Source organism: Echinicola pacifica DSM 19836, assembly GCF_000373245.1.
Classification (GTDB): Bacteria; Bacteroidota; Bacteroidia; order Cytophagales; family Cyclobacteriaceae; genus Echinicola; species Echinicola pacifica.
Window position 1 is genome coordinate 41787 of record NZ_KB890760.1, and the last position, 24233, is coordinate 66019.

Sequence of the window (24233 nt, forward strand, 5' to 3'; positions counted from 1 at the left end):
GAATGATCAAATTAAAGTTTAACTTCTTTTGGTTGTTGTGCTTCATGAGGATGCTCAGCACCTTCATATACATACAGGTTAGTGTATAGTTTTCTTCCCAGTCTGTTCTTTGGAAGCATCCCTCTTACCGCCTTTTCTATAAGGATAGTAGAAGATTTGTCTTTCAAAATTCTTGGGGTAGAAATCCTTTGACCACCTGGATAGCCTGTGTGACGTACATATACTTTGTCATCCCACTTCTTACCGGTTAATCTGATTTTGTCTGCGTTGATGACAATTACATTGTCTCCGCAATCCACATGAGGAGTAAAGCTAGGCTTGTTTTTTCCTCTTAAGATTTTCGCTACCTCACTTGCAAATCTACCTAGTACCAGTGTAGAGGCGTCCACCACTACCCAGTCTTTCTGTACTGTAGCATTGTTTGCTGATACGGTCTTATAGCTTAAAGTATCCACTGTGTAAATGTTTAATTATTAGCTTGTTAAATACATTTCACCCTCAAAAAGGGACACAAAGATAGAAGGAATTTCACTACTATGCAAAATTTATTTGTGTTTACTGCCTTATTTTCACCAAGATAGCCGCGGGGTTTTTCCACTACTCCTCTTAGTATAAGTCCAAAAAGCCCTTTATTCTCACTAAAGGCTCTTTTCTAGCTGCTTTACCAATACCGATAAGTCCTTCGGGTAGGGAGCATCGACGCTTATCGTCTCTCCATCCGTCCCACCAAAACTAATCGACTTGGCATGCAGCGCAACACGTTGCATAATAGGAAGCTCTTCTGTTCCCATTTTTAGGTTAAATCGTCTTTTTAAATCAGAAAGATATAAAGGCTTGCCACCATACATCTCATCTCCGCAGATCGGCGCATTCATATAAGATAGGTGTACCCTGATCTGATGAAGGCGCCCCGTTACCGGCTTGCATTCCACTAAGGTATGCGCCGAATACGTCTTTAGCGTCGTGAAGTAGGTCGTTGCAGGCTTGCCTTTGAGACTGATCTTTGCGATACCTTTATTGGTCGCAATTAGGTTTCTGTCCACTAATAAGTGATCATACTCCTGTAGTCCCTCTACCACAGCATGGTAAATTTTCGAAACTGTCCTGTTTTCAAACTGGATCGCAATATTTCTATACGCGTCCGGATTTTTTGCAATTACCAAACATCCTGATGTTTCCTTGTCTAATCGGTGACACACCTGGGCATCTGGCGTGTGACTTTTTGCCAAGTGAAGGATGTTTTGTCTTTCATGCCTGTCGTCTAAGGTCGATAGGTATGGAGGCTTATTGATGACTAAATAGTCATTATTTTGAAATAAGATCAGTTCCTCAAAATCTACTTTTTTCATACCGCCTGGCTTACTCCTTCTGAATTTTAAGGTGCAAAACTAACTAATCCCTGAGTAGTATGAAAGAAGTTGTAGGAATATTATTGCTGTCGTAGCGTTTTTATTTCTTCTGAGTATCAGGATGTTTTTCCGCAATTAACGAAAAACTAAACATAGAACCCTTGCCCAATGTGGAGCTTACCGAAATTTTGCTCTTATGCCCCTCCAAAATATGCTTGACAATCGCCAAACCTAATCCTGTGCCTCCCATTTCCCTAGACCGACTCTTGTCCACACGGTAGAAGCGTTCAAAAATTCGCTTGATGTCCTCTGGCGGAATCCCAAGCCCATTGTCTTTGATGTCTATGATGAGGTTATTCTTCGATGATTTGATCGAGACCTCAGCCTCCCCGCCTTCATGATTGTACTTGATGGCATTGGAGATTAAATTTTGGCAAACTCTATAGATCTTGTCCCGGTCTCCACGGGCAAGATAGTTTTTTTCGGGATTGAAATTTAATTTTAAGGTGATATTTCGCTTTTCTGCCTTATGCTCTAGGTCCTCCATTACTTCTTCTAGGAGCCTCACCATATTGAATACCTCAAAATTGAATTTTACTACTCCGCTTTCCATTTGGTTGAGCGTAAGCAGATCCTGTACCAGATGGTCTAGGGCATTGAGGCTCTTAGCAGCTCTTTTGAGGAACTTATCCCGGACATTTACATCGTCCACCGCTCCATCCAATAAGGTGTGCACATAGCCCTGTGCTGCAAATATTGGCGTCTTTAACTCATGTGATATGTCTGCAATGAATTCCCTGCGGAAGGCTGCGTTTTTCTGCAAGGTTTCGATTTCCTTGTTTTTGGCTATTGCGTAGGAATTAATCGTACTATTGATTTTCCGCAGGGGGGAGATAGAGGTTTTTTTGGGCTTTTCAGCTATGGAATTCAAATCCTTTTTCTGGATCTTCTCCAAAGCCGTATAGATATTGCTGATTTCTTTAAAAATAAGAAACTCCAAGGTAATATTGGTCAGTAAATAGGAAATGGCCATCGTCAGTCCCCATGAGACCGTGAGTAGCATGGGAGTGGCGTCCTTAGTCAGTGACAGGAAAGCCACGGTAAGTACTGAAATGGCAAAGGCTAATACAAGTGATATTCCCCTGGAAGTGGTAAGCATGTGTTAATTATTATCGAACTTATATCCCACACCTTTCACCGTGGTGATATAGTGGTCACCTATTTTCTCTCTCACTTTTCGGATATGTACATCCACCGTCCTGGCAAGCACAAATACATCTACGCCCCAGATATTCTGTAAAAGCTCATCTCTGCTGAATACCATATTGGGATTCTTGGCCAGGAAGTAGAGTAATTCGAATTCCTTCTTAGGTAAAGTGATCGTTTTGCCTGCCTGATCGATGGTGAAGCTGCTTCTATCAATCGTAAGATCCTTGATTTTGATTTGGGATACTTCCTGCTCTTTCTTGGATTCCCGGCGGAATAAAGCCGCAATTCGGCTCATTAAGGCCCTAGGCTTGATCGGTTTGGTGATATAATCATCCGCTCCCACATCAAATGCCGCCACCTCGGAATATTCCTCAGAGCGTGCCGTTAGGAAAATAATAAAGGTGTTTTTCAGCTCTTTGATATCCCTGATTTGCCGGCAGGTTTCCACCCCATCTTGATTGGGCATCATGATATCTAGGAGGATTACATCTGGATTGAAGGTTTTGGCGGTTTGTACCCCCTTGATGCCGTCACCCGCTGAGGCTACTTCATACCCCTCCTTCTCGAGGTTATAAGTTAAGATTTCAATAATATCTGGTTCATCATCGACTACCAGAACTTTGATTTTCGGTTTGTCACTCATTAGACTTTGCCTGTTTAGGTTGCTTTAAAACACCGCTAATTTAGAAAAAGTATCAAAAGAAATGAGTTTATCTGGTTAAAATCGCCAGCTAAAGTGGGTATTATTTTGGATCATTCCATCCTTATTACCTAATTGTTAAAGCAATATTACCTATCGATTACGTAAGCCCTTCACCTGTGTTATCTCCATGTTAAGCGAGCCTACCACCAAGTCGGCTTCCACTTTCACGGGAATCCTGTTTTTGTCATTGGTAATCCACATTTTGATGGGATTTTCTCCACTGAATAATTTATTGCTCGGCATGATAGGGGACAGGACGATCGTTTCAAAATCCCCGATTTTTGTGGAGATCGTTTCCCGGCCTTCATAGATCAGCTTTAGGTTATAAGTCTTCTCGTCAAAAAATCCCTTTACGGTGAGGATGTCCCCCTTGCGGTAAAGCCTGAAGTCAACATGGCGGGTATAATAAAATCCACTCACCAGATCCTGGATCCCGGATTCGATAATAAATTCTTTCTCGCTTTTAATGTTTTTATTGTCCCTGTCATATTCCTTTACCGTCGCAGTCTTGGCTTTATGGTCTATGTCGATCACCTCGTGCTTGCGATATCCACCTTCCTCTATATGACGAAAAGACCGGTATGGGATGTTTTTAGTGGTGTCCATATAGGTGCCCCAATTGTCCTTCACCTTAAATAAGCTGAATATACTTAGGGTCTTGCCATAGACATCGATCTTATAGGTCGGCCGGCCATTGATCTTATGAATGTCATCATCGATGATCATCTTTGCCTCAGCGGCATTAAAAAACAAATACTTTACCTTAAACGTTAACTCTTCGCCTTGCTGATAGGGCGGGGACAAATATTGAGCGTGAGCGCCCGTAAGTGGAAGGGCGGTCAGCAGGATAATTGTAAATAGTATTTTTAGCAAGGGCATATATAGATTTGTTACTTTATTTATTCCAATTTCAAAAGTTATACCAAACAGACTATCGCCATGCCGTACAAATTTCTAATTTAATAAAACAAGACAACAAAACAATGCTTATCATGAAAGTTGATATTCAGCGGTCGAATGTTTACTTTCACATAATATTTGCAAACAAAGATTCTATAGATATACGTATGAGTGAAAATACAGAAAAGCTAAAAGCCCTCCAGCTTACCATTGATAAGTTGGAGAAAACCTACGGTAAGGGTACCGTGATGAAGCTCAGTGATAATAAGGTAATGGACGTACCATCCATCTCCACCGGTTCTCTGGGGCTCGATATGGCATTAGGAATAGGAGGGGTGCCCAAAGGAAGAATCATCGAAGTGTATGGGCCGGAATCTTCTGGTAAGACCACGCTGGCGATGCACTGTATTGCTGAGGCGCAGAAAAAAGGAGGCTTAGCGGCCATCGTCGATGCCGAGCACGCATTCGATAAGTCGTATGCCGAAAAACTGGGGATCGATACGGAAAACCTGCTGATCTCTCAGCCGGATAATGGGGAGCAAGCACTCGAAATTGCCGAGCACCTGATCCGCTCTGGCGCTATTGATATTATTGTGATTGATTCCGTAGCTGCTCTAGTGCCTAAGGGCGAGCTAGAAGGTGAAATGGGAGATAGCAAAATGGGCCTTCAGGCAAGATTGATGTCTCAGGCCTTGAGAAAACTTACCGGTGCAATCCATAAGTCTGGCTGTGCCTGCATCTTCATCAACCAGCTAAGGGATAAAATCGGGGTGATGTTCGGAAGTCCCGAAACTACCACCGGTGGTAATGCCTTGAAGTTTTACGCCTCTGTAAGATTGGATATCCGTAGGATAGGCCAAATCAAGGAGAGCGCAGACAATATCCTCGGTAACCGTACCAAAGTAAAGGTGGTCAAAAATAAAATGGCTCCCCCTTTCAAAGTGGTGGAATTTGACATTATGTACGGTCAGGGGATCTCCAAAGTAGGGGAGATTATCGATCTGGGAGTGGAATTTGAAATTGTGAAAAAAGCCGGTTCCTGGTTCTCGTATGAAGGAAATAAGCTAGGACAAGGACGTGATGCAGTGAAAAATCTCCTTTTGGATAATCCTGAATTGATGGAAGAACTAGAAGTGAAGATTAAAGCCAAAGCGGGCCTGGGTGGAGCAGTGGAAGAAGAACCAGTAAAAGAATAATACAATACCTCAAGATTGATTTATTGCAAAGGGCATCCTGAATATCAGGATGCCCTTTTTAGTTTTATATGATGCGGATGATCCGCAAAATGAATCGAATAATCCGCCTGTATAATATCCACTTATTAGGATAATGAAGTGAGGCCCTGTGAGACAGGATGAGAGGCTGGAAGACTAGAAAGTGTCAGCTTGTTAGGGCGGGACATTGGCTTGAAGTTTCTTCTTATGGCCTTGTCATTTTGTGCCGCCTGTCAATTTGTTCTAATCGCTTCCACAGGATCCATTCGTGCAGCCATCGCGGCGGGGATGGCCCCTGACAGCATCCCAATGACCGTCGAAAGCCCAAGCCCAAGGATGATATTATTGGCAGACATGAAAATCTCTAATGAACCAAAGGGCACAAAGGTGAAAGCAAAGACCATCATTAAGCCTGTGAGACCACCTATGATACTAAGGAAGGTGGATTCGAATAGGAATTGCAATAAAATAAAATAGTTTTTGGCACCAAGGGACTTCTGGATACCGATGATATTGGTACGCTCACGGACGGAGACAAACATGATATTGGCTATCCCAAATCCTCCTACGAGAATAGAAAATCCGCCAATCACCGCTCCTGCAATACTGATAACGTCAAATACCGCTCCGATGGCATTTTGAATAAACTCCGATTTGTTTAAGGCAAAACTGTCCACTTCTATAGGTTTTAGGCCTCTTTTTCCTCGAAGAAGGCCTGTCATTTCATTTTCCAAGGCGACCAATCCTTTGTCGCTGTCGCTGCCTTTGGCGGCGATGGTGGGCTCTATTCCCCAGCGACCCATATAGAACATCTTTCCAAAAGCGCCAAATGGGATCAAGCAGGCATTGTCCTTGGAAGGAAGGTCAAATAAGCCTTCTCCTTCTTCCTCCAATAAGCCGATCACCACGAATTTCTGCCCTTTAATTTTAAGTTCCTTACCTATGGCCGTGCCTTGGGGGAAGAGGGCAGCGGCTATTTTGGCTCCAAGAATGGTGACATTCCGTGAGGCAGAGATCTCTAATTCGGTGAAATATCGCCCATCCATCACAGGAACATCATAGACTTCCTGATGGTCAAACACCACCCCTTGCAGGTCAGCGCCTTCAAAGGAACTGCTGCCCCTTTTGAGCGTCGTATTGGCGGAGGCAGAAATGGTGATCGCTTCCGCGTTCTTCAGCCGCTCCTTGAGATATACGAATTCCCCATAAGTCCCCGGGGGTCGACGGAAATACTTCCACCAGGGGTATTCGCCAGGCCCGTTAGAAAATGGGAACCTATCCACTCTTAATACGTTAGTTCCTAAGAATGAGAAGCTGGACTTTATATTCTTCTCCAATGAATCAACCATTGTAAATACCGCTATAATCGCAAAAATACCAATGGTTACACCCAATAATGATAATACTGTTCGTGTAAGGTTAGACCTCAACGCTTGTATCGCAAACCTAATACTCTCCAAAATCTGTCTAACAACCACCACTTTTCAAAACTTTAGTAAAAAACTATTTGCCAATATAACTAGAATTCGCTATTATTCTTATTAACTTTGCGGTTTTTACGACTAAATCGTAAATCAAAATATTCATCATATTTCTATAAAAATACATATGAAATTATCAGATTTCAAATTCGAAGTTCCTAAAAAACTCATATCTCTTTATCCACAAGAAAACAGGGATGAATCCCGCCTAATGGTGGTCCATCGCGACACTGGTGAGATTGAGCATAGGATTTTCAAGGATATTATTGAATATTTTGATGAAGGCGATGTCTTTGTCACTAATAATACTAAAGTTTTCCCAGCCAGACTATATGGTAATAAGGAGAAAACAGGCGCGAAGATCGAGGTTTTCCTTTTGAGAGAACTTAATCAGGAATTGAGACTTTGGGATGTACTTGTGGATCCTGCTCGTAAAATCCGTGTTGGGAACAAACTTTACTTTGGAGACAGTGATTTGGTCGCTGAGGTGATAGACAATACCACTTCTCGTGGCCGTACCATTCGTTTCCTTTTTGATGGTACCGATGAGGAGTTTTATAAGACCATAGATACGCTTGGGGAGACCCCTATCCTGAAAGACTTCATCGACCGTAAGGTGGAAGCAGAAGACCGGGAGCGCTATCAGACCATATATGCTGAGCACGTAGGCGCTGTAGCCGCTCCAACGGCCGGCTTGCACTTCACCCCTCACTTGCTGAAAAGACTTGAGATCAAGGGTGTGGAAGTTTCTCCAATTACCTTACATATTGGCTTAGGTACTTTCCGCCAGGTGGACGTGGAAGACCTTACCAAGCACAAGATGGATTCTGAGAATTATAATATCCCGGAAAAAACCGTCGATTATGTAAATGACGCGCTGGACCAGAAGAGACGCGTTGTCGCTGTGGGGACCACTTCCCTCAAGACCGTGGAATCCTCCGTGACCGCTAGCAATCGCTTGAAGCCTTCCAGCGGATGGACGGATAAATTCATCATTCCTCCTTATGAGTTCAAGATTGCCAATGCTTTGGTGACTAATTTTCACCTTCCAGAGTCAACTTTGCTGATGACCACGGCCGCTTTTGGAGGCTATGATCTGATCATGAAAGCCTACCAAGAGGCGATCAAAGAGAAATATAGGTTCTTCTCCTATGGAGATGCCATGTTAATACTTTAATAAAAAAGGCTCTGAAAGGAGCCTTTTTTATTGACCATTATTTCATGGTAGGGTAATATACACATGGGCCCTGTTTCAGAATTTATTTTTACTTTTGCGCTGAATTAGAGATCGTTGATATATGAATAAGTCTGCAATAATTGTAGCAGGAGGAAAGGGGACCCGCATGGGCTCACCCATACCAAAACAGTATCTAGAGATAGGTGGCAAGCCAGTGTTGATGCATACGCTGGAGGTTTTTTACCAGCTAGATGCCCAGATCAGGCTGATCCTGGTGATCCCCGAAGTGGATATGGATTTTTGGATAGAATTATGTGACAAGTTCGACTTTGAGATCCCACATCAGCTCGTGGCTGGAGGACCATCCAGGTTCCAGTCTGTCAAAAATGGTTTAAATGCCATTGCGGACACCCAAGGAGTGGTGGCGATACATGATGGTGTAAGACCCTTCGTGAGCCCTTCAGTGATCGCAGAGAGCTTCCGGATGGCCTCGCAGTACGGAAGTGCCATAGCTGTGGTGCCGCTAAAAGATTCCATCCGGAAACTGACCGATGAAGGAAAATCCTTCTACCAGGAAAGACAATACTTTAGGCTGGTCCAGACCCCACAGACTTTTGACCTGGTTCGTATCAAAAAAGCCTTTGACGTTACCGAACTGCATCATTTTACCGATGATGCCACGGTGTTTGAGCATCAGGGATGGCAGGTGCACCTGATCGCAGGGAATGCTGAAAACATTAAAATCACCAGTCCGGAGGATATGGATTACGCGCAGTTTTTGCTGCTGAAGTCCTGATCCACTTACCGCCATTTTTCGTTGATTAACCGAGTTTTTGTCTCCATTTGCATATTTCCTATAGTCTGGCGCGAGTGGTCTGCTTACCTTCGAATATCTTATAACTGATCATCTAAGACTCGGTCGCATCCGAAAGATGAATTTCAGAAGAAAACCGAAAGTGTAACCAAAAACTATTTTAACAATGGGAAAGTATTATAAAAGTGGAGATGGTGGACGTATGACCACTGGAATGATTGTTTTGGCTGTAGGCTTATTTTTACTGGTACGTAAGATGGGGATTTTTATCCCTGATTGGATCTTCTCCTGGCCAATGATTTTTGTGGCTGTAGGGATCATCTCCTTGGCTAAACATAATTTTCAAAGTGGTTTTGGGCTCTTTATGGTGATTTTTGGAGGGTATTTCTTGTTAAAGAAGGAGCTCAATATCCCCCATGAAATCGAAACGTTTCTGATTCCGGCAGGCTTAATCGCCTTGGGTGTTTTCTTGATGTTGACCAAAGGGAAAAAGGATTATCTCAATTGGTCCGGTATGAATAGTATGGACTATGGCAAGGAACAAGGGATAGGAGGTAGCTCCAAAACCAGTGATTCATCTTCCTATTCTGACCTGGGGTCGGCGGGATTTACCACTGAGCAAAATGACCGGGTTTTCTCTCAGGCCTTATTTTGTGGGATTCAGAAGAGGGTATTGTCCAAAAATTTTATTGGCGGCAAGGTATCCGCTATTTTTGGAGGAACGGAAATTGACCTTACTCAGGCAGAGCTCGGCCCCAATGCGGTATTGAATGTTGAGGTGGCCTTTGGTGGCGTCAAGTTAATGATGCCAGCCAACTGGGAGGTCAAAATGGATGTGACCAACGTATTCGCCGGAGTGGAAGACAAGCGCATGTATCCCCAGCATAGCGAAGAGCAGCCTAAAGTGCTTAGAATAACCGGTACGGTGCTATTTGGCGGATTGGAAATCAAGTCCTTTTAAGCCCTTGCCCCGGATGATTAATAATAGATTTGCAAATGGCTTTAAGCAGGCCTGGATCAAAGTATTAATAGGCCTGGTCGTCATTGCTGGCGGCCAGGCTTTATTGCTTTACCATTATGGACTGAGTCCCTATCGCTCGATTATGGACGCATTGGTCTTTGGGGGACTCTTGGTGGGGGGCTTGTTTTTATTGTCCAATATTTTTCGATATTACCAACCCGAGGAAAGGAATTATGGGGTGGTCTTATTTCTAGTTATTTTGCTGGCCTTTACCATTGTGTTTGGCGGCAATTTCGCCCTTAGAAAACTGGTGACCGATGATCCTATGTACCTGGAGTGGATTGCCTATATATCCTGGCTTCGCCTAGCGTATATGATGCTGATTCTTTCGGGTTTTGCGATATTCATGATCGTTGCCGGGCGCCTGGAAGACCAGCTGGCCGCTCATGAGCGCGAGGAGCAGATGGCGCAGCTGTCCAAGGAGGCAGAGCTATATCATCTCCGTCAGCAGCTTCAGCCCCACTTCCTCTTCAATAGCCTCAACTCCATCAGCGCTTTGCTCAAAAGACAGCCTGAGCAAGCACGTGAGATGATTTTACAGCTGTCTGAGTTTCTCCGCAGCACTATCCGTAAGAATGACTTGAAATGGGTCACTGTGGCGGAAGAAATCAATACGGTACGTCTATTTCTAAGTATAGAAAAGGTTAGGTTCGGCCATCGGCTGGAGGTGGATATCGCTGAGGATACCTCCGTGGAGAAATGTATCATCCCACCCTTGCTGATCCAGCCCGTGGTGGAGAATGCCGTCAAGCACGGGGTGTATGGACTCTTGGGCAAGGTAAAAATAGAGGTGGAGGTGAAGGTGGTCCAAGGCATGATCTTGATCAGCGTTCAGAATCCTTATGATCCCAATGGAGTGGCAGAAAGTGGGACCGGCTTTGGCCTGGACTCTGTTCGCCGAAGGCTTTATTTACTTTTTGGACGGCGAGATCTGATTTCCGTATCTTCGGAGAATGGATTGTTTAGTGTAGTGATGAAAATCCCAATAAGAAATACACTGGTATGAAGAAAGTAATTATTATAGATGATGAGCCTCTGGCGGCCTCCTTGGTGGAGGAGTATATTGCAGAATACCCGGACTTTGAGGTGGTGGATATTTGCCAGGATGGCTTTGAAGGCTTGAAATCAATCCAAAAGCATGCGCCTGACTTGGTCTTTTTGGATGTGCAGATGCCAAGGATTTCTGGTTTTGAGATGCTGGAGCTATTGGAGGAGCCTCCTGCCATTGTTTTTACCACGGCTTTTGATCAGTATGCGATGAAGGCCTTTGACAGTCATGCGGTGGATTATTTACTCAAGCCTTTTTCGCGAGAACGCTTTGATGCCGCCTTGAAGCGCTATTATCAGCTGGGGGCAAAGGCCGAGGTGGCTGACCTGGTGCAGTCTGGATTGCAGTCTTCCGTGGCGCAGCGGGTGGTGCTGAAGGATAAGAATGAGATAATTGTGATCCCGACTAGGGAAATTTCGCATATGGAGGCCAATGACGATTTTGTGAATATTTATCGTGGAGGTAAGAAGTTCCTGAAGAATAAGACATTGAAATATTTTGAGTCGGGCATGGATGAGGCGCAGTTTGTCAGGGTCCATCGCTCCTATCTTGTGAATGTGGGTTTTATCCAGAAAGTGGAAAATTATGAGAAGGATGGATATGTGGTTCGGCTCAGGACAGGGGAGGGGATTCCTGTGAGCCGCACGGGAATGGTCCGCTTGAAGAAGGTGCTAGGGATATAAAAAAAAGCCCAATTAAGGGCTTTTAGTTAATATTCGTCTTCATTGAAGAAGAAATCATCTTTTGTTGGATAATCTGGCCAAATCTCTTCGATGTTTTCATAAGGCTCGCCATCATCTTCCAGTTCCTGCAGGTTTTCTACTACTTCCAGAGGAGTACCTGTACGGATAGCGTAATCGATCAATTCATCTTTGGTCGCTGGCCATGGTGCGTCTTCAAGATAAGACGCTAATTCTAAAGTCCAATACATAGTCTCAACATTTTAAGTTTTCCGCTGTACACGGTGAAGCAAAAATATAAAATCTTTTATTTTGTTAAACTCTAACCAATTAATTATTGGAAAGTTCCTTAAGTATATGATTTTTTACATCAAGCTTCCTTTTGTACGTGGATATTTTTCGGTATAACATGGTTTCAAAATCACTCTCCTGAGATCGAAACTTCTCTGAATTCTCTTTAACAGTGCTTAATTCTTTCTCATCAGTATTGATGAGGTCCTTCAATATATTGATTTTGATCTGATTCTGTTCGGTTTCGCTTAAGTCATAATAGTTATCATATTTTGACCTGGCAAGTTTATGTAAGAATGATTTCTCAAAAACAATATCAGTAAAGAAGACGAACAATCTAGAATATTGTTGTGCCTCTCTTGGTTTTTTGGGAGGCAGTGCTTTAAACTCCGCCTGGAGGCGTTTGGCTTTGGATATTTTCTCTGGATTGGTGATGCCTAGTGATAGGTCTCTCATGGACTGGGCCAGCTGCTCGATTTTCTTGACCACTTCAAAGGGTCTGAGCTGCTGCTTGCTTTGCATGGTTCTCTTATACCGTCCAAAAATCTTATTGTTCAGCCGTGAAAATTCATCCCACAATGGCTGGCGACGTTCGGCGGGTACTTTACCGGATTCCTTCCATTGCTTTTGGATTTTTTTGCTTATTTCAAAGGCCTGCTTCACATCATGCATATTATAGGCTTCTTTGGCTTGTTCTACCAAAGCTTCATATACCACGATATTTTGCTCCGCTTGTAGGGCAAGGCCTTCAAAGAAGTTGGTACGACTTTCATAGAAAGTGTCCAGCGCATTTTTAAATCTCCTATCGATTTCTTCCTTATGCTCAGGGTCAACAGGTCCGGTTTTTATCCATCGTAGCTTGATATCACGAAATTTTTCACTGGTTTCTTTCCAATCAGTGTCGTGCATCAGCTCCTCAGCCTCCTGGATCAATGCTTCCTTGATCTCATAATTCCGCTCTCTATTGGACTGAATTATTACATTTAAGGATTCTTCCTGCTCATTGAGCTCCTCAATCAACGGAATGAAATCTCCCAAAGCATCATATTTCATAAGCGCCTCACGCAGGTGGATTAGCTTCATGAGGAATGACCCTTTGTTCTGATTGTCTTCTATATCTTGCTTAAGGTCAGCTACTTTCTTCTTCGCTAGCTCAAACCGGTCCTCAAAGTATTTGATGGTGGAAGCCTCGCTCTCCTTAACCTCACCAATCACTCTGTCTTCCTGATTTAAAAATCCTTTTAAATAAACTTTGTCGTCTTTGATATACCCGTATGGATGCTCCATCTCAATTTAAAATAAGTTGGTGGTTAGTTGGCCAATGCTTGTTTCCTGCAAATTAATTAATTAAGATGCATTTATCCTAAAGAAGGCGATTATTTGCCATATTTGTTCCTTCATAAAATTATAACCAACAGGTAAAAGATAAAAGTATGAGTGACGAGAAAATTATATTTTCCATGGCAGGAGTATCAAAAATCTATCCTCCGCAGAAAAAAGTGCTAAAGGATATATACCTGTCATTTTTTTACGGAGCTAAGATTGGGGTACTCGGCCTCAATGGTTCAGGGAAAAGCTCCCTTCTCAAAATTATTGCAGGAATGGATAAGGAATTCTTGGGTGAAGTGGTCTGGTCTCCTGGCTATTCTGTTGGAATGCTGGAGCAGGAACCACAGCTGGATCCCGACAAGACCGTGAAGGAGGTCGTGGAAGAAGCGGTGGCCACCACCGTCAACCTGCTCAAGGAATTTGAAGAAATAAATGAGAAGTTTATGGATCCCGCTCTGATGGAGGATCCTGATGCTATGAATAAACTGATCGAGCGCCAAGGCGATGTCCAGGAAAAACTCGATGCTGCCAATGCCTGGGAGCTCGATGTGATGCTGGATAAGGCAATGGATGCTCTCAGACTTCCCCCCGGTGATGCTAACGTAAAAAACCTTTCCGGTGGTGAAAAGAGAAGAGTGGCCCTGTGCCGCCTTCTGCTCCAGGAGCCAGATGTATTATTACTCGATGAGCCTACCAACCACCTGGACGCTGAATCTGTCCTTTGGCTGGAGCAACACCTGAAGCAATATAAAGGTACTGTGATTGCAGTAACTCACGATCGTTACTTCCTGGATAATGTAGCCGGATGGATACTGGAACTCGATAGAGGTGAAGGGATTCCATGGAAGGGAAACTATAGTAGCTGGCTAGACCAGAAACAAAAACGATTGGTTCAGGAAGAGAAAACTGAATCCAAACGTCAGAAAACCCTGGAAAGAGAGCTCGACTGGATCCGAATGACTCCCAAAGCCCGACAAGCCAAAGGGAAAGCTAGGCTGTCCGCTTATGACAAACTCGTGGGCGAAGAGTCCAAAGAAAGAGAATCTAAATTGGAGCTTTATATTCCGCCAGGACCTAGGTTGGGAGCCAAAGTGATAGAAGTAAATGGCGTTTCTAAAGCTTTTGGAGACAAGTTGCTATTTGACAACCTTACTTTCGCCCTACCTCAAGGAGGGATAGTAGGGATTATTGGGCCAAATGGAGCTGGTAAATCCACGCTCTTTAAGCTAATCACCGGAAATGAAAAGCCCGATGAGGGGAGTTTTGAAGTAGGGGAGACGGTGCAACTGGCTTATGTCGATCAAGAGCATGACCAGCTGGATGCCGGTAAGTCGGTCTATGAATCCATTTCGGAAGGTAATGAATTTATAAAACTGGGCAATAAAGAAATGAATGCCCGCGCTTATGTGAGCAAATTTAATTTCTCAGGCTCTGACCAGGAAAAGAAAGTGGGCAAACTATCCGGTGGGGAACGAAATAGAGTCCACCTGGCTATGACCCTTAAGGAGAATGGAAACCTACTTCTTCTCGATGAACCTACCAACGACCTGGATGTAAACACCCTTCGTTCCTTGGAAGAAGCTTTAGAGAATTTTGGGGGTTGTGCAGTGGTGATTTCCCACGATAGGTGGTTCTTGGATCGTATTTGTACCCATATCCTGGCCTTTGAGGGAGATTCTCAGGTGTATTGGTTTGAGGGGAACTTCTCGGATTACGAAGAAAATAAGAAGAAAAGACTTGGAGATGTGGCTCCTAAGCGAATTAAATACAAAAAGCTGAAATAAGCCTTTATCTAGTTTAGCGCTTAGCAGCCGCGCCAAATATTGTTGGTGTTTGCTTAAGGTCGGGGAGATTATTTTCCCTACCTTTGGCCGAAATTTTGAGAGATTTATTGGTGGAATTATGATCAGACAGATTTTGCTTGCTCCTGGAGCGGACGAACTCAATTATGAGATCCGCGGGATCGTAAAAAAAGCGAAAATTATTGAAAGCTTAGGCTTTGAGATCACCTGGGAAAATATCGGTGATCCAATCCAAAAAAGTAATACCATACCTGCATGGATGAAGGAAATCGTGCAGGAATTGGTCAGTGATGACAAAACTTACGGCTATGCAGACTCCAAAGGAATGTTGCAAACCCGTCAGTACCTGGCTGCATTGAATAATAAGCGCAGCGGTGTACAGATTACCGCTGAGGATATCTTGTTCTTTAATGGCCTAGGCGATGCGATTGCCAAACTGTACCAGTTCCTTATTCCTACGGCCAGAATTATCGGCCCTTCACCGGCATATTCCACCCATAGCTCTGCAGAGGCAGCACATGCCAACTCTCTGCCTATCACCTATAGGCTGGATCCTGATAATAACTGGTATCCGGACATGGAAGACCTCTATAATAAGGTGAAGTATAATCCCAATATTGTGGGCTTATTGATCATCAATCCTGACAATCCGACCGGAATGGTGTATCCTCGGGAGGTGCTGGAGCGATTTGTGTCCATTGCTCGGGAATTTAACTTACTCCTGATTGCCGATGAGATATATCAAAACATCACCTATAATGGGTATGAGGCCATCTCTCTATCCGAGGTGATAGGAGACTTGCCAGGTATTTCACTCAAAGGTATCTCCAAGGAATTTCCCTGGCCTGGATCCAGGTGTGGATGGATGGAGTTTTATAATAAGGGAGCCTCTGAGGAATTCAATAAACTTTGCACCACGCTGGAGAATGCGAAGATGATAGAGGTGTGCTCTACCATGCTGCCGCAATTGGCGATTCCTAAGGTGATGAGTCACCCGGCCTATCAATCCTACCGTAAGGAGGCCAATGAGCGGATAGGAAAGCGCAGCAGGATCATGGAAGAAGTATTAGCTGGAGTTCCTGGAATTAAATTCAATAAAACCAAAGGGGCCTTTTATAATACCATCGTCTTTGATGAAAGTATGCTGAATGAGCGCCAGCATCTGCCCGTGGAGGATACCCGAGTAAAAGGATTCCTGGATCAGTGGCTCAGCGAAGGCGATATGCCACATGATAAGCGTTTCGTGTATAACCTATTGGCTTCAGAAGGTATATGTGTCGTTCCCGTGAGTTCCTTTTGTTCCAATTTGAGGGGCTTTAGGGTGACTTTATTGGAAGAAAACGAAGATAAATTCCGAGATACCTTCACCAAAATTGCCAATAGCATCAGGGCTTATTTGAAGTCTGCCTAATGTTTTTGGACGGTGGGGGACGGTCTCCGCTGGAGAACCTGTATTTAATAAGAAAAGAATAAGCCTAATTCAATAAAGGCGATAAGGGGCACTTACTGGTAATTCTACTGGTGAGTGCCTTTTTTTTGTGGCTGGATAGATGGTTTTAGTTGACCGAAGATCCTTCTGGCTGTGGTCGGTGGTACTAGTGGTCGTGAGAGCGAGAGGGGATAGGCGCAGTTCCTTCCAGTACTTCCTCATCCAGCAGCATAGGGAGTGGCTGTAAGAGGAGTTCGTTTAGGTCGGGCTGTCCTCCATCCACCCAGGCGGTAAACCAGAAATTGGCCACCATTCGGATTGATTTTTTCATTTGCCTCTCCACCTGACCATGCAGCATCTGGTTATAAGCCATGGTATATTCTTTAGAATAGACCCGCACATTAAGGTTGCCTCTTTGTTCAAAGCTATATTTTTTGTCCTGGGTAAATTGGCGGTTGAGTTCTTTTTCGAAAATAAGTACACTGTCTAAGGCTTCGTGGGAGGCGATGATAGCGTCCCATGCTGCCAGCTGGGTGTTTTTTATATATTCGGCCTTGCCCACAAAGAAGTCAAAGTCTTCCGCTAATAATTCAGGTATTCGACTTTCCCAAAATCCATGTATGCCTACCTGGTCGGTAAGTTGGCCATTATAATTTTCGGTGGTATGGAGTGGGACGTTGATATCTCCGATATAATGCCCCAGGTCAGCGGATAATCGCAGGATGGCTGAGGGGTTTTTGTCCAAAAAGGCATAGGTAAGTTGGCTTTTGACCCGCTCTACATTCCAAGGGGCTATGCCATAAGCTCTAAGGCTGTCCTCTCCGTACAGGGCGACGGCGTCTTGCCAGTACCTAGGTAGGGTATATACGGCGCTGTCTCCATAGATATCAGCATCAAGGTAGTGCTTTTCGGCTTCCCCTTCCACGGCGTATCGGCGCTTATCTGGGTTGACGGCATTTTCGGTGATAAACTGGATGTTTTCTTTGTAGAAAGGCAGCATTTCTATGGGCAAAGAAAACACTGCCAGTTGATTAATTTTCTTGTGAGCATAAAAGCCCCAAGGTGCAAAGCTGTGAAAAGCTACCATCCAACTGCACAAAAACAATCCCACTACTCTCCCCGCTCTTTTCATTTTAAAAATATAATAATAATTTATGAAAAAGTCTAGGGTGTTTTGCTTACATTTGCATTTGCTTCAGGGCAGAAAAAAAGGAATAAACTTTTGGGTGATAAAACTTTATCGCTTAAACTTTCACATTCTTTTTGGGAATATAAATAAAAGAGTTAACTTTGCACTCCTATTAATGGACAGTGGGCAAATTCAAAGAAATTATAAGCAAAATTAAGATATGGCAAATCACAAATCAGCTCTTAAGAGAATTCGTGCAAACGAAGCCAAGCGTTTGAGAAACAAATATCAGGCTAAGACGACAAGAACTTTCATCAAGAAATTGAAACATACAACTGACAAATCAGAAGCTCAGGAGTTGTTCAAGAAAGTATCTTCTATGATCGATAAACTTGCGAAGAAAAACATTATTCACAAAAACAATGCGGCTAACAAAAAGTCTAGCCTTGCTAAAATTGTGAATGCTTTGGGGTAAATTATTACTTCCTAAGATTTCAGAAAAGTCCTGCTACTACTGTGGCAGGACTTTTTTTATTCTTTGATTTTAGGTAGATTATTGATTATGAGTGGGTTCCAGTTAGAATTTACCTTAAATAATCAATGTATACCTACAACTCTATTAAAATTACCGCTTTAGCGGAGGAAGACAGGCCCAGAGAGAAGTTGCTGCTGAAGGGGAAGGGGAATTTGACCGATGCCGAATTGATCGCCATTTTGATCGGATCCGGAGTTCAGAATATGAGCGCTATAGATTTGTCAAAACTTATCCTTGCCAGCGTCGAAAATGACCTCGGTGCATTGGCTAAGTTAAGCGTAAAGGATCTACAACAGTTTAAGGGGATAGGAGAAGCCAAGGCGGTCACCATCGTAAGCGCCCTAGAGCTGGGGCGAAGGCGTAAAGTGGCAGACGCCCCCATCAGGCCACGAATTTCCAGTTCCAAAGAAGTCTATGAGCTCATGCGACCCGAAATGCAAGATGAGTCCGTGGAGTATTTTTACGTTATCCTGATGAATCGAGCCAATTATGTCCTGAGAAAGGAGATGATCAGCAAGGGAGGAACCAGTGGAACGGTGGTAGATCCGAAATTGATCTTTAAAAGCGCCCTACAATATGGCGCCTCGGGAATGATCCTCGTTCATAACCATCCTTCCGGCACCCTTAAGCCCTCCCAGGCGGACGAAGCCCTCACCCATAAACTGGTAGATTTAGGAAAGAAATTAGAGATGCCGGTCATTGATCATGTTATTTTCACCGATGTTGGTTATTTTAGCTTCGCAGATGAATCAATGATCTGAATGAACTATGAACCAAAAGAGAGTATTACTGACTATAGGGGGCTTAATTGCCGTTACAGCCATTTTTTATATGTTTTCCGGGGGCGCAGATGTCGAGGATTATAAAGCCAGGGTTTTGGCAGAGCGCACACGGCAATTTAAATTCTTGAAATTTAATGATGAATCGCCACTCACCCCTGACCAAAAGAAAGAATTAGATTCCCTGGATTGCTTTGATGTGGCGCCAGAGTATAAAGTAAGGGCCAGATTGGTGCCGCTACAGGAGCGGCAGGTATTAGAAATCCCCATGACCGATGGTACTCAGGAGAAATACCTTAAGCATAGCTATGCAGAATTTGAGCTTAATGGCAAGGCCCTGCGCTTATTATTATTGCAGTCCGTAACGGAGCCAGATAAGAAGAATTTTTTCCTTCCTTTTGCGGATAAAACCAGCGGCGAAAGCACCTATGGAGGCGGCAGGTATTTGAATATCAGGCAAGATGGCTTCAATAGCATCACCCTTGATTTTAACTTAGCCTATAACCCTTACTGCGCCTATAATCCCGATTTTGCTTGTCCCATTCCTCCAAAAGAAAACCTACTCGAAGTGGCGATTGAAGCAGGAGAGAAAAATTACAGCAAATAAACTTTTTGCCACGGGCATTTATCTTAAATTTGCTCCTTAATTCAGCCAAATAAGATTGAATACATGAAAGTATCGATAAATAGATTAAAGAAGTATATACATTTTGACGAAGATACCACCACTATCGCCGACCTGCTGACCCAATCGGGTCTGGAGGTGGAAGGAGTGGAGCGATATGAGTCTATCCAAGGTGGGCTGGCAGGCATGGTGATCGGTGAGGTCCTCACTTGTGAACCACACCCCAATGCCGACCGACTGAGATGCACCACAGTGGACATTGGTACGGAGGTGGTTCCCATCGTCTGCGGAGCCCCAAACGTGGCCAAAGGCCAAAAAGTGGTGGTGGCCACCGTTGGAGCTACTTTATATCCGGAAGATGGCGAGTCATTTGTGATCAAAAAAGCCAAGATTAGAGGAGAAGTATCTGAGGGAATGATCTGTGCAGGGGATGAATTAGGCCTGGGCCACAGTCACGACGGGATCATGGTCCTGGATACCAGCCTTGAAAATGGGACTTCTGCCAAAGCGTATTTTGATATAGAAGAAGGAGATGTATTAGAGATAGGCCTAACGCCAAATCGCGCTGATGCCGCTTCTCATCTAGGGGTGGCCAGGGACCTGAAGGCCCTGCTGAAGAGAGAGCTGCATATGCCAGATATCTCTTCCTTCAAGGTGGATAATACCAGTCGGCCAGTCAAGGTGGAGGTCGAAAGCGCTCAGGATTGCCCACGTTATGCGGGACTTACTATTTCGGGATTGAAAATTCAGGAATCTCCGGCATGGTTGCAAAATTACCTGCGGGCTTTGGGGCTGGAGCCTATTAATAATGTGGTGGATATCACCAATTTTATCCTGCATGATCTAGGTCAGCCGTTGCATGCTTTTGACTTGGACAAGGTGGAAGGGGATACCATTCTTGTAAAAAAACTTCCTTCAGAGACTGCCTTTATTACTTTGGACGAAAAAGAAAGAAAGCTTACGGGTGAAGAGCTGATGATCTGTGATCCTAAAGGAGGGCTCTGCATCGCAGGGGTCTTTGGAGGGGAGGATTCAGGAGTTAGCGATCAGACGACTTCCATCTTTTTGGAAAGCGCTTATTTCAGCCCTGACGTGATCCGAAGAGGTAGCCTGGTGCATGGTCTGAAGACTGACGCCTCTTTTAGATTTGAAAGAGGTACGGATCCAAACATGCCTTTATTTGCGCTTAAAGCCGCGGCACTATTAATTAAGGAGATTGCTGGAGGGGAGATTAGCTCAGAGCCAATTGACCTGTATCCTCATCCTGCTGCGGATTTTGAGGTGGCCGTAAAGTATGCCAATGTAGATAGGCTTATCGGTAAGCATATTCCAGCAGAGACCATCAAGGAAATCTTAGAAAACTTAGAAATAGGTCTCAAAAATGAAACGGAAGTAGGTTTTACCGCCATTGTGAAGCCTTATCGCGTGGATGTGACCAGAGAGGCGGATATCATCGAGGAAATTCTTCGAATATATGGCTTCGAAAATGTCCTTCTTAGCGATACTTATCAGGCGGGATTCCTTGCCGAGCATCCTTCTAAGGATGGAAATAAACTGCAATACAGGGTTTCAGAATTGCTAACAGGTATGGGGTATCATGAGATCATGACCAATTCCCTTACCAAGCCAGTATATTCTGCCAAAGCGGCTCACTTGAAAGAAGAGGATAATGTAGAAATTTACAATAAACTCAGCGAAGACTTGGGAGTAATGCGTCAAACTTTGTTATTTACAGGCTTGGAAGTCCTTGCTCATAATATCAACAGACGTCAGAAGGACCTGAAGTTTTATGAGTTTGGGAATACCTACTTCAAGGAAGAGTCAGGATACCGGGAGGAAAGTCATTTATCACTGTTCCTTACCGGAGCCAAATCCTCCGAAAGTTGGCTTGAGCCGAATAAAGAGGTGAGTTTTCCGGATCTTTATACCATTGTAGAGCGCTTGTTTGAGAAGCTCAACTTGCAGACTCCAGCAGTGGAGATTATCCATGAGGCACCTTACGATTATGCGCTTCGGCTGATGATAGGAGCCAAGGAGGTGGGTACCATAGGGCTGCTGTCCGCAGCAGTGACGCAGCTGGCAGAGGTGAAGCAAGCGGTGTTTTACGCTGAGCTAAGCTGGGATATAATGACCAAAAAGGCAAAAGGCCTGAAACAATATGAAGAAATCAGCAAATTCCCAGAGGTAAGGAGAGATCTTTCGTTGGTGATCGATAAGGAAGTGTCCTTCGATGCCGTAAAGAAAGTGGCTTCCAAGGCTGGAGGGAAGTTGTTAAATCATATTGGGGTTTTTGATGTATATCAAGGAGATAAAATCGATGCAGGGAAGAAAGCCTATGCCTTGAGTTTCTATCTTCAGGACAATACAAAAACATTGAACGACAAAATGATTGATCAGACGATGAACCGATTGATGCAATCATTTGAAAAAGAAATTGGCGCTTTGATTAGAAAGTAACGAGATGATTCACGAAGAACTCCAACATCTGCAGCAACTTGCCAATAAGGTCACAAAGAAAATGGATTTTCTGGAGCAGGAAAACCATGCTCTCCGCCAGAGAGTGGGGAGCTTGTTGGAGGAATTGCAGGAAAAAGAGGAATCTTTGGAATATTTTAAAAATCAAATTAAAATTAGTAAAATTGTAAACAACATACCGGTAGAGAATATGGCATCAGCTGAGCTCCGGAATAGAATAGATAATTATATTAAAGAGATCGATAAGATCATAACCTACTTGTCTGAATAAAGATGGATACGCTTTCGATAAGAATAAAAATAGGGGATAGAGAATATCCTATGAAAGTAAAGGCAGAGGATGAGGCGAAAATCAGACGTGCGGGTAAGTTGATTAATGATAAATTAAAAAAATATAGAGAGGAATTTGGTTTAGATGACAGGCAGGATCTGTTAGCAATGGTAGCGTTTGACTGCATGGTAGAAGCCATGGAGGTAAGCGAAGTAACTTCTGAAGACAGTGAGCAAATCAATGCCACCCTTATGAATATCAATAACCAACTCAAATCCGTATTGTAATTTCTATTTGTTCCATTAGCAAAGCGTGAATTGACTCTTTGTACCGGTAGGTCTTTTATTAACCTAAAATACCTATGGTAATATACACAATAATAATAGCAGGCATTGTCGGCCTGGCAATTGGGGCCTTAGTAGTTGGACTCTTCCTGAAGAAGAACAACCTAAAAGTAGAGCTGGAAGCTCAGGAGAAAGCCAAAGGCCTCCTGAGAGAAGCTGAAATCACCGCAGAATCTATCAAAAAAGATAAAATTCTTGAGGCTAAAGAGAAATACCTTAAGCTTAAAGCGGACTTTGAAGAAGAGACTAATAAGAAAAAAAATATTCTTATTACTAATGAAGGTAAACTGAAGCAGCGTGAGCAGATCCTTTCCAAAGAAATGGAGCAGATCAAACGCAAAGAAGCGGAACTGGACAGCAAGAAGGAAAATCTTAATGCTCAGCTTCATTCAGTGTCCGTAAAGAAAGAGGAACTCGATCGAGTGACCAACCAACGAATTTCGGATCTGGAAAAAGTCGCCTTGCTCACCAAAGAAGAAGCAAGAGATCAACTTGTTGTGATGCTCCAGGATGAAGCCCATACCAAGGCCTCCTCCCATATCAAGGATATCCTCGATCAGGCGAAACTCAGCGCAACCAAGCAAGCCAAGAAAATCGTGCTGGATACCATCCAACGGACCGCTACTGAACATGCAATCGAAAATTGCGTGTCGGTATTCAATATCGAAAGTGATGATATCAAAGGCAAGATCATCGGTCGAGAAGGCCGGAATATTCGCGCACTAGAAGCCGCCACAGGTGTGGAAATCGTGGTAGATGATACCCCAGAGGCTATCATCATTTCAGGATTTGACCCTGTAAGGAGGGAAATTGCCCGTTTGTCCCTTCATAGATTGGTTCAGGATGGGCGTATTCACCCCGCAAGAATCGAAGAAGTGGTCGCTAAAACAGAGAAAAATATCGAAGAGGAAATCGTCGAAATCGGCGAGAGAACCTGTATCGATCTCGGCGTACATGGACTCCATCCAGAGCTAATCCGAATGGTCGGAAGAATGAGATTCAGATCTTCTTATGGTCAAAACCTCCTTCAGCACTCCAGAGAAGTAGCCAAGCTTTGTGCTACCATGGCTGCAGAAATGGGCTTCAATGCCAAGCTTGCCAAAAGAGCAGGTCTGCTGCATGATATCGGGAAAGTGTATCCTGAAGAAGCAGAACTTCCTCATGCTATCTTAGGTATGGAGCTCGCTAAGAAATATAAGGAGCATCCTGAAGTATGCAATGCTATCGGAGCTCACCATGATGAGATCGAGATGACTTCCATGATCTCTCCAATCGTCCAGGCCTCTGATGCCATCTCTGGCTCTCGTCCTGGCGCTCGTAGAGAAATAATGGATAGCTATATCAAAAGGCTGAAAGACCTTGAAGATCTAGCCCTCAGCTTTGATGGTGTAAACAAATGTTTTGCCATGCAAGCAGGTCGTGAACTCAGAGTATTAGTGGATGCCGAAAATGTGGATGATACCACCGCAGGCAGACTGTCATTTGAGATTTCTCAGAAAATAGAAAAGGAAATGCAGTATCCTGGCCAAATCAAGGTAACAGTGATCAGAGAAATGAGAGCGGTCAACTATGCTAAGTAAACTTTAGACCTGAGGTCTTGAATTTTATACCATAAAAAAAAGCTGATG

At 43.8% G+C, this 24233-nt stretch carries 24 protein-coding genes; 15 read left to right on the plus strand and 9 right to left on the minus strand.

Annotation, left to right across the window (positions count from 1 at the left end):
• Positions 1-11: 11 nt before the first annotated feature.
• The 5 genes from rplM to B050_RS0121435 all read right to left on the minus strand — a co-directional run bounded on the left by rplM (position 12) and on the right by B050_RS0121435 (position 4140).
• On the minus strand, positions 12-455 hold the full coding sequence (gene rplM, locus B050_RS0121415) for a 50S ribosomal protein L13 (protein ID WP_018476012.1): 444 nt from the start codon (positions 453-455) through the stop codon (positions 12-14).
• Positions 456-638: 183 nt separating this feature from the next.
• Positions 639-1349, minus strand: coding sequence for an RluA family pseudouridine synthase (locus B050_RS0121420; RefSeq protein ID WP_018476013.1), 711 nt, complete (start codon positions 1347-1349; stop codon positions 639-641).
• Positions 1350-1449: 100 nt separating this feature from the next.
• Positions 1450-2508, minus strand: coding sequence for a sensor histidine kinase (locus B050_RS0121425; RefSeq protein WP_018476014.1), 1059 nt, complete (start codon positions 2506-2508; stop codon positions 1450-1452).
• A 3-nt stretch (positions 2509-2511) separates the two neighbouring features.
• Entirely contained in the window at positions 2512-3201 is a 690-nt protein-coding gene (locus tag B050_RS0121430) for a response regulator transcription factor (protein ID WP_018476015.1), read from the minus strand.
• Positions 3202-3351: 150 nt separating this feature from the next.
• The gene (locus B050_RS0121435) at positions 3352-4140 is read right to left on the minus strand and encodes a DUF3108 domain-containing protein (protein ID WP_018476016.1); all 789 of its coding nucleotides are present in this window, start codon (positions 4138-4140) and stop codon (positions 3352-3354) included.
• A 188-nt stretch (positions 4141-4328) separates the two neighbouring features.
• Between B050_RS0121435 and recA the strand changes: the two genes are divergently transcribed.
• Positions 4329-5357: a recombinase RecA gene (gene recA, locus B050_RS0121440; RefSeq protein ID WP_018476017.1), complete on the plus strand. Its 1029-nt coding sequence runs from the start codon at positions 4329-4331 to the stop codon at positions 5355-5357.
• Between the two features lie 251 nt (positions 5358-5608).
• Here recA and B050_RS0121445 read toward each other — a convergent pair whose 3' ends face one another.
• Complete coding sequence (locus B050_RS0121445) at positions 5609-6856, minus strand: ABC transporter permease (RefSeq protein ID WP_026236079.1); 1248 nt, start codon at positions 6854-6856, stop codon at positions 5609-5611.
• A 127-nt stretch (positions 6857-6983) separates the two neighbouring features.
• Here B050_RS0121445 and queA point away from each other — a divergent pair, with 127 nt between their 5' ends.
• The 5 genes from queA to B050_RS0121470 all read left to right on the plus strand — a co-directional run bounded on the left by queA (position 6984) and on the right by B050_RS0121470 (position 11599).
• Complete coding sequence (gene queA / locus B050_RS0121450) at positions 6984-8033, plus strand: tRNA preQ1(34) S-adenosylmethionine ribosyltransferase-isomerase QueA (protein ID WP_018476019.1); 1050 nt, start codon at positions 6984-6986, stop codon at positions 8031-8033.
• A gap of 121 nt (positions 8034-8154) precedes the next feature.
• Positions 8155-8829 carry a 2-C-methyl-D-erythritol 4-phosphate cytidylyltransferase gene (locus B050_RS0121455; protein ID WP_018476020.1) on the plus strand — a complete coding sequence of 225 codons (675 nt, stop codon included), beginning with the start codon at positions 8155-8157 and terminating at the stop codon, positions 8827-8829.
• Between the two features lie 184 nt (positions 8830-9013).
• Positions 9014-9808: a LiaF transmembrane domain-containing protein gene (locus B050_RS0121460; RefSeq protein ID WP_018476021.1), complete on the plus strand. Its 795-nt coding sequence runs from the start codon at positions 9014-9016 to the stop codon at positions 9806-9808.
• A gap of 13 nt (positions 9809-9821) precedes the next feature.
• Positions 9822-10874 (plus strand): sensor histidine kinase, encoded by a 1053-nt coding sequence (locus B050_RS0121465; RefSeq protein ID WP_018476022.1) that lies wholly within the window; start codon positions 9822-9824, stop codon positions 10872-10874.
• Positions 10871-11599 carry a LytR/AlgR family response regulator transcription factor gene (locus B050_RS0121470; RefSeq protein WP_018476023.1) on the plus strand — a complete coding sequence of 243 codons (729 nt, stop codon included), beginning with the start codon at positions 10871-10873 and terminating at the stop codon, positions 11597-11599. Before B050_RS0121465 ends, B050_RS0121470 begins: the two co-directional genes overlap by 4 nt.
• 26 nt (positions 11600-11625) lie before the next feature.
• Here the strand turns inward: B050_RS0121470 and B050_RS0121475 are convergent, their stop codons facing one another.
• Positions 11626-11847, minus strand: a complete 222-nt coding sequence (locus tag B050_RS0121475) for a DUF2795 domain-containing protein (protein ID WP_015263907.1) — start codon at positions 11845-11847, stop codon at positions 11626-11628.
• A gap of 79 nt (positions 11848-11926) precedes the next feature.
• On the minus strand, positions 11927-13174 hold the full coding sequence (locus tag B050_RS0121480) for a DUF349 domain-containing protein (RefSeq protein WP_018476024.1): 1248 nt from the start codon (positions 13172-13174) through the stop codon (positions 11927-11929).
• Between the two features lie 146 nt (positions 13175-13320).
• On the opposite strand from B050_RS0121480, the gene ettA reads away from it, so the two are divergent.
• Both ettA and B050_RS0121490 read left to right on the plus strand, forming a co-directional pair.
• Positions 13321-15000 (plus strand): energy-dependent translational throttle protein EttA, encoded by a 1680-nt coding sequence (gene ettA / locus B050_RS0121485; RefSeq protein ID WP_018476025.1) that lies wholly within the window; start codon positions 13321-13323, stop codon positions 14998-15000.
• 121 nt (positions 15001-15121) lie between these two features.
• Positions 15122-16429: a pyridoxal phosphate-dependent aminotransferase gene (locus tag B050_RS0121490; RefSeq protein ID WP_026236080.1), complete on the plus strand. Its 1308-nt coding sequence runs from the start codon at positions 15122-15124 to the stop codon at positions 16427-16429.
• 184 nt (positions 16430-16613) lie between these two features.
• Here B050_RS0121490 and B050_RS0121495 read toward each other — a convergent pair whose 3' ends face one another.
• The gene (locus B050_RS0121495) at positions 16614-17579 is read right to left on the minus strand and encodes a zinc dependent phospholipase C family protein (protein ID WP_018476027.1); all 966 of its coding nucleotides are present in this window, start codon (positions 17577-17579) and stop codon (positions 16614-16616) included.
• A gap of 217 nt (positions 17580-17796) precedes the next feature.
• Between B050_RS0121495 and rpsT the strand changes: the two genes are divergently transcribed.
• From rpsT to rny, 7 genes are all read left to right on the plus strand, one after another.
• Positions 17797-18051, plus strand: a complete 255-nt coding sequence (gene rpsT, locus B050_RS0121500) for a 30S ribosomal protein S20 (RefSeq protein ID WP_018476028.1) — start codon at positions 17797-17799, stop codon at positions 18049-18051.
• Positions 18052-18176: 125 nt separating this feature from the next.
• Positions 18177-18872, plus strand: a complete 696-nt coding sequence (gene radC / locus B050_RS0121505) for a RadC family protein (RefSeq protein ID WP_018476029.1) — start codon at positions 18177-18179, stop codon at positions 18870-18872.
• A gap of 7 nt (positions 18873-18879) precedes the next feature.
• The gene (locus tag B050_RS0121510; RefSeq protein ID WP_018476030.1) at positions 18880-19497 is read left to right on the plus strand and encodes a DUF1684 domain-containing protein; all 618 of its coding nucleotides are present in this window, start codon (positions 18880-18882) and stop codon (positions 19495-19497) included.
• 63 nt (positions 19498-19560) lie between these two features.
• On the plus strand, positions 19561-21972 hold the full coding sequence (gene pheT, locus B050_RS0121515; RefSeq protein ID WP_018476031.1) for a phenylalanine--tRNA ligase subunit beta: 2412 nt from the start codon (positions 19561-19563) through the stop codon (positions 21970-21972).
• 4 nt (positions 21973-21976) lie between these two features.
• Entirely contained in the window at positions 21977-22261 is a 285-nt protein-coding gene (locus B050_RS0121520) for a hypothetical protein (protein WP_018476032.1), read from the plus strand.
• A gap of 2 nt (positions 22262-22263) precedes the next feature.
• On the plus strand, positions 22264-22548 hold the full coding sequence (locus B050_RS0121525; RefSeq protein WP_018476033.1) for a cell division protein ZapA: 285 nt from the start codon (positions 22264-22266) through the stop codon (positions 22546-22548).
• 74 nt (positions 22549-22622) lie between these two features.
• On the plus strand, positions 22623-24185 hold the full coding sequence (gene rny, locus B050_RS0121530; protein WP_018476034.1) for a ribonuclease Y: 1563 nt from the start codon (positions 22623-22625) through the stop codon (positions 24183-24185).
• Positions 24186-24233 lie beyond the last annotated feature (48 nt).

Coding starts and splice junctions, on each gene's coding strand:
- B050_RS0121425 (WP_018476014.1), bottom strand. CDS start 2,508: ATGCTTACCACTTCCAGGGGAATATCACTTGTATTAGCCTTTGCCATT.
- B050_RS0121430 (WP_018476015.1), bottom strand. CDS start 3,201: ATGAGTGACAAACCGAAAATCAAAGTTCTGGTAGTCGATGATGAACCA.
- B050_RS0121480 (WP_018476024.1), bottom strand. CDS start 13,174: ATGGAGCATCCATACGGGTATATCAAAGACGACAAAGTTTATTTAAAA.
- B050_RS0121510 (WP_018476030.1), top strand. CDS start 18,880: ATGAACCAAAAGAGAGTATTACTGACTATAGGGGGCTTAATTGCCGTT.
- B050_RS0121420 (WP_018476013.1), bottom strand. CDS start 1,349: ATGAAAAAAGTAGATTTTGAGGAACTGATCTTATTTCAAAATAATGAC.
- B050_RS0121460 (WP_018476021.1), top strand. CDS start 9,014: ATGGGAAAGTATTATAAAAGTGGAGATGGTGGACGTATGACCACTGGA.
- B050_RS0121465 (WP_018476022.1), top strand. CDS start 9,822: ATGATTAATAATAGATTTGCAAATGGCTTTAAGCAGGCCTGGATCAAA.
- pheT (WP_018476031.1), top strand. CDS start 19,561: ATGAAAGTATCGATAAATAGATTAAAGAAGTATATACATTTTGACGAA.
- B050_RS0121470 (WP_018476023.1), top strand. CDS start 10,871: ATGAAGAAAGTAATTATTATAGATGATGAGCCTCTGGCGGCCTCCTTG.
- queA (WP_018476019.1), top strand. CDS start 6,984: ATGAAATTATCAGATTTCAAATTCGAAGTTCCTAAAAAACTCATATCT.
- recA (WP_018476017.1), top strand. CDS start 4,329: ATGAGTGAAAATACAGAAAAGCTAAAAGCCCTCCAGCTTACCATTGAT.
- rpsT (WP_018476028.1), top strand. CDS start 17,797: ATGGCAAATCACAAATCAGCTCTTAAGAGAATTCGTGCAAACGAAGCC.
- radC (WP_018476029.1), top strand. CDS start 18,177: ATGTATACCTACAACTCTATTAAAATTACCGCTTTAGCGGAGGAAGAC.
- B050_RS0121435 (WP_018476016.1), bottom strand. CDS start 4,140: ATGCCCTTGCTAAAAATACTATTTACAATTATCCTGCTGACCGCCCTT.
- B050_RS0121455 (WP_018476020.1), top strand. CDS start 8,155: ATGAATAAGTCTGCAATAATTGTAGCAGGAGGAAAGGGGACCCGCATG.
- B050_RS0121475 (WP_015263907.1), bottom strand. CDS start 11,847: ATGTATTGGACTTTAGAATTAGCGTCTTATCTTGAAGACGCACCATGG.
- rny (WP_018476034.1), top strand. CDS start 22,623: ATGGTAATATACACAATAATAATAGCAGGCATTGTCGGCCTGGCAATT.
- ettA (WP_018476025.1), top strand. CDS start 13,321: ATGAGTGACGAGAAAATTATATTTTCCATGGCAGGAGTATCAAAAATC.
- B050_RS0121495 (WP_018476027.1), bottom strand. CDS start 17,579: ATGAAAAGAGCGGGGAGAGTAGTGGGATTGTTTTTGTGCAGTTGGATG.
- B050_RS0121520 (WP_018476032.1), top strand. CDS start 21,977: ATGATTCACGAAGAACTCCAACATCTGCAGCAACTTGCCAATAAGGTC.
- B050_RS0121525 (WP_018476033.1), top strand. CDS start 22,264: ATGGATACGCTTTCGATAAGAATAAAAATAGGGGATAGAGAATATCCT.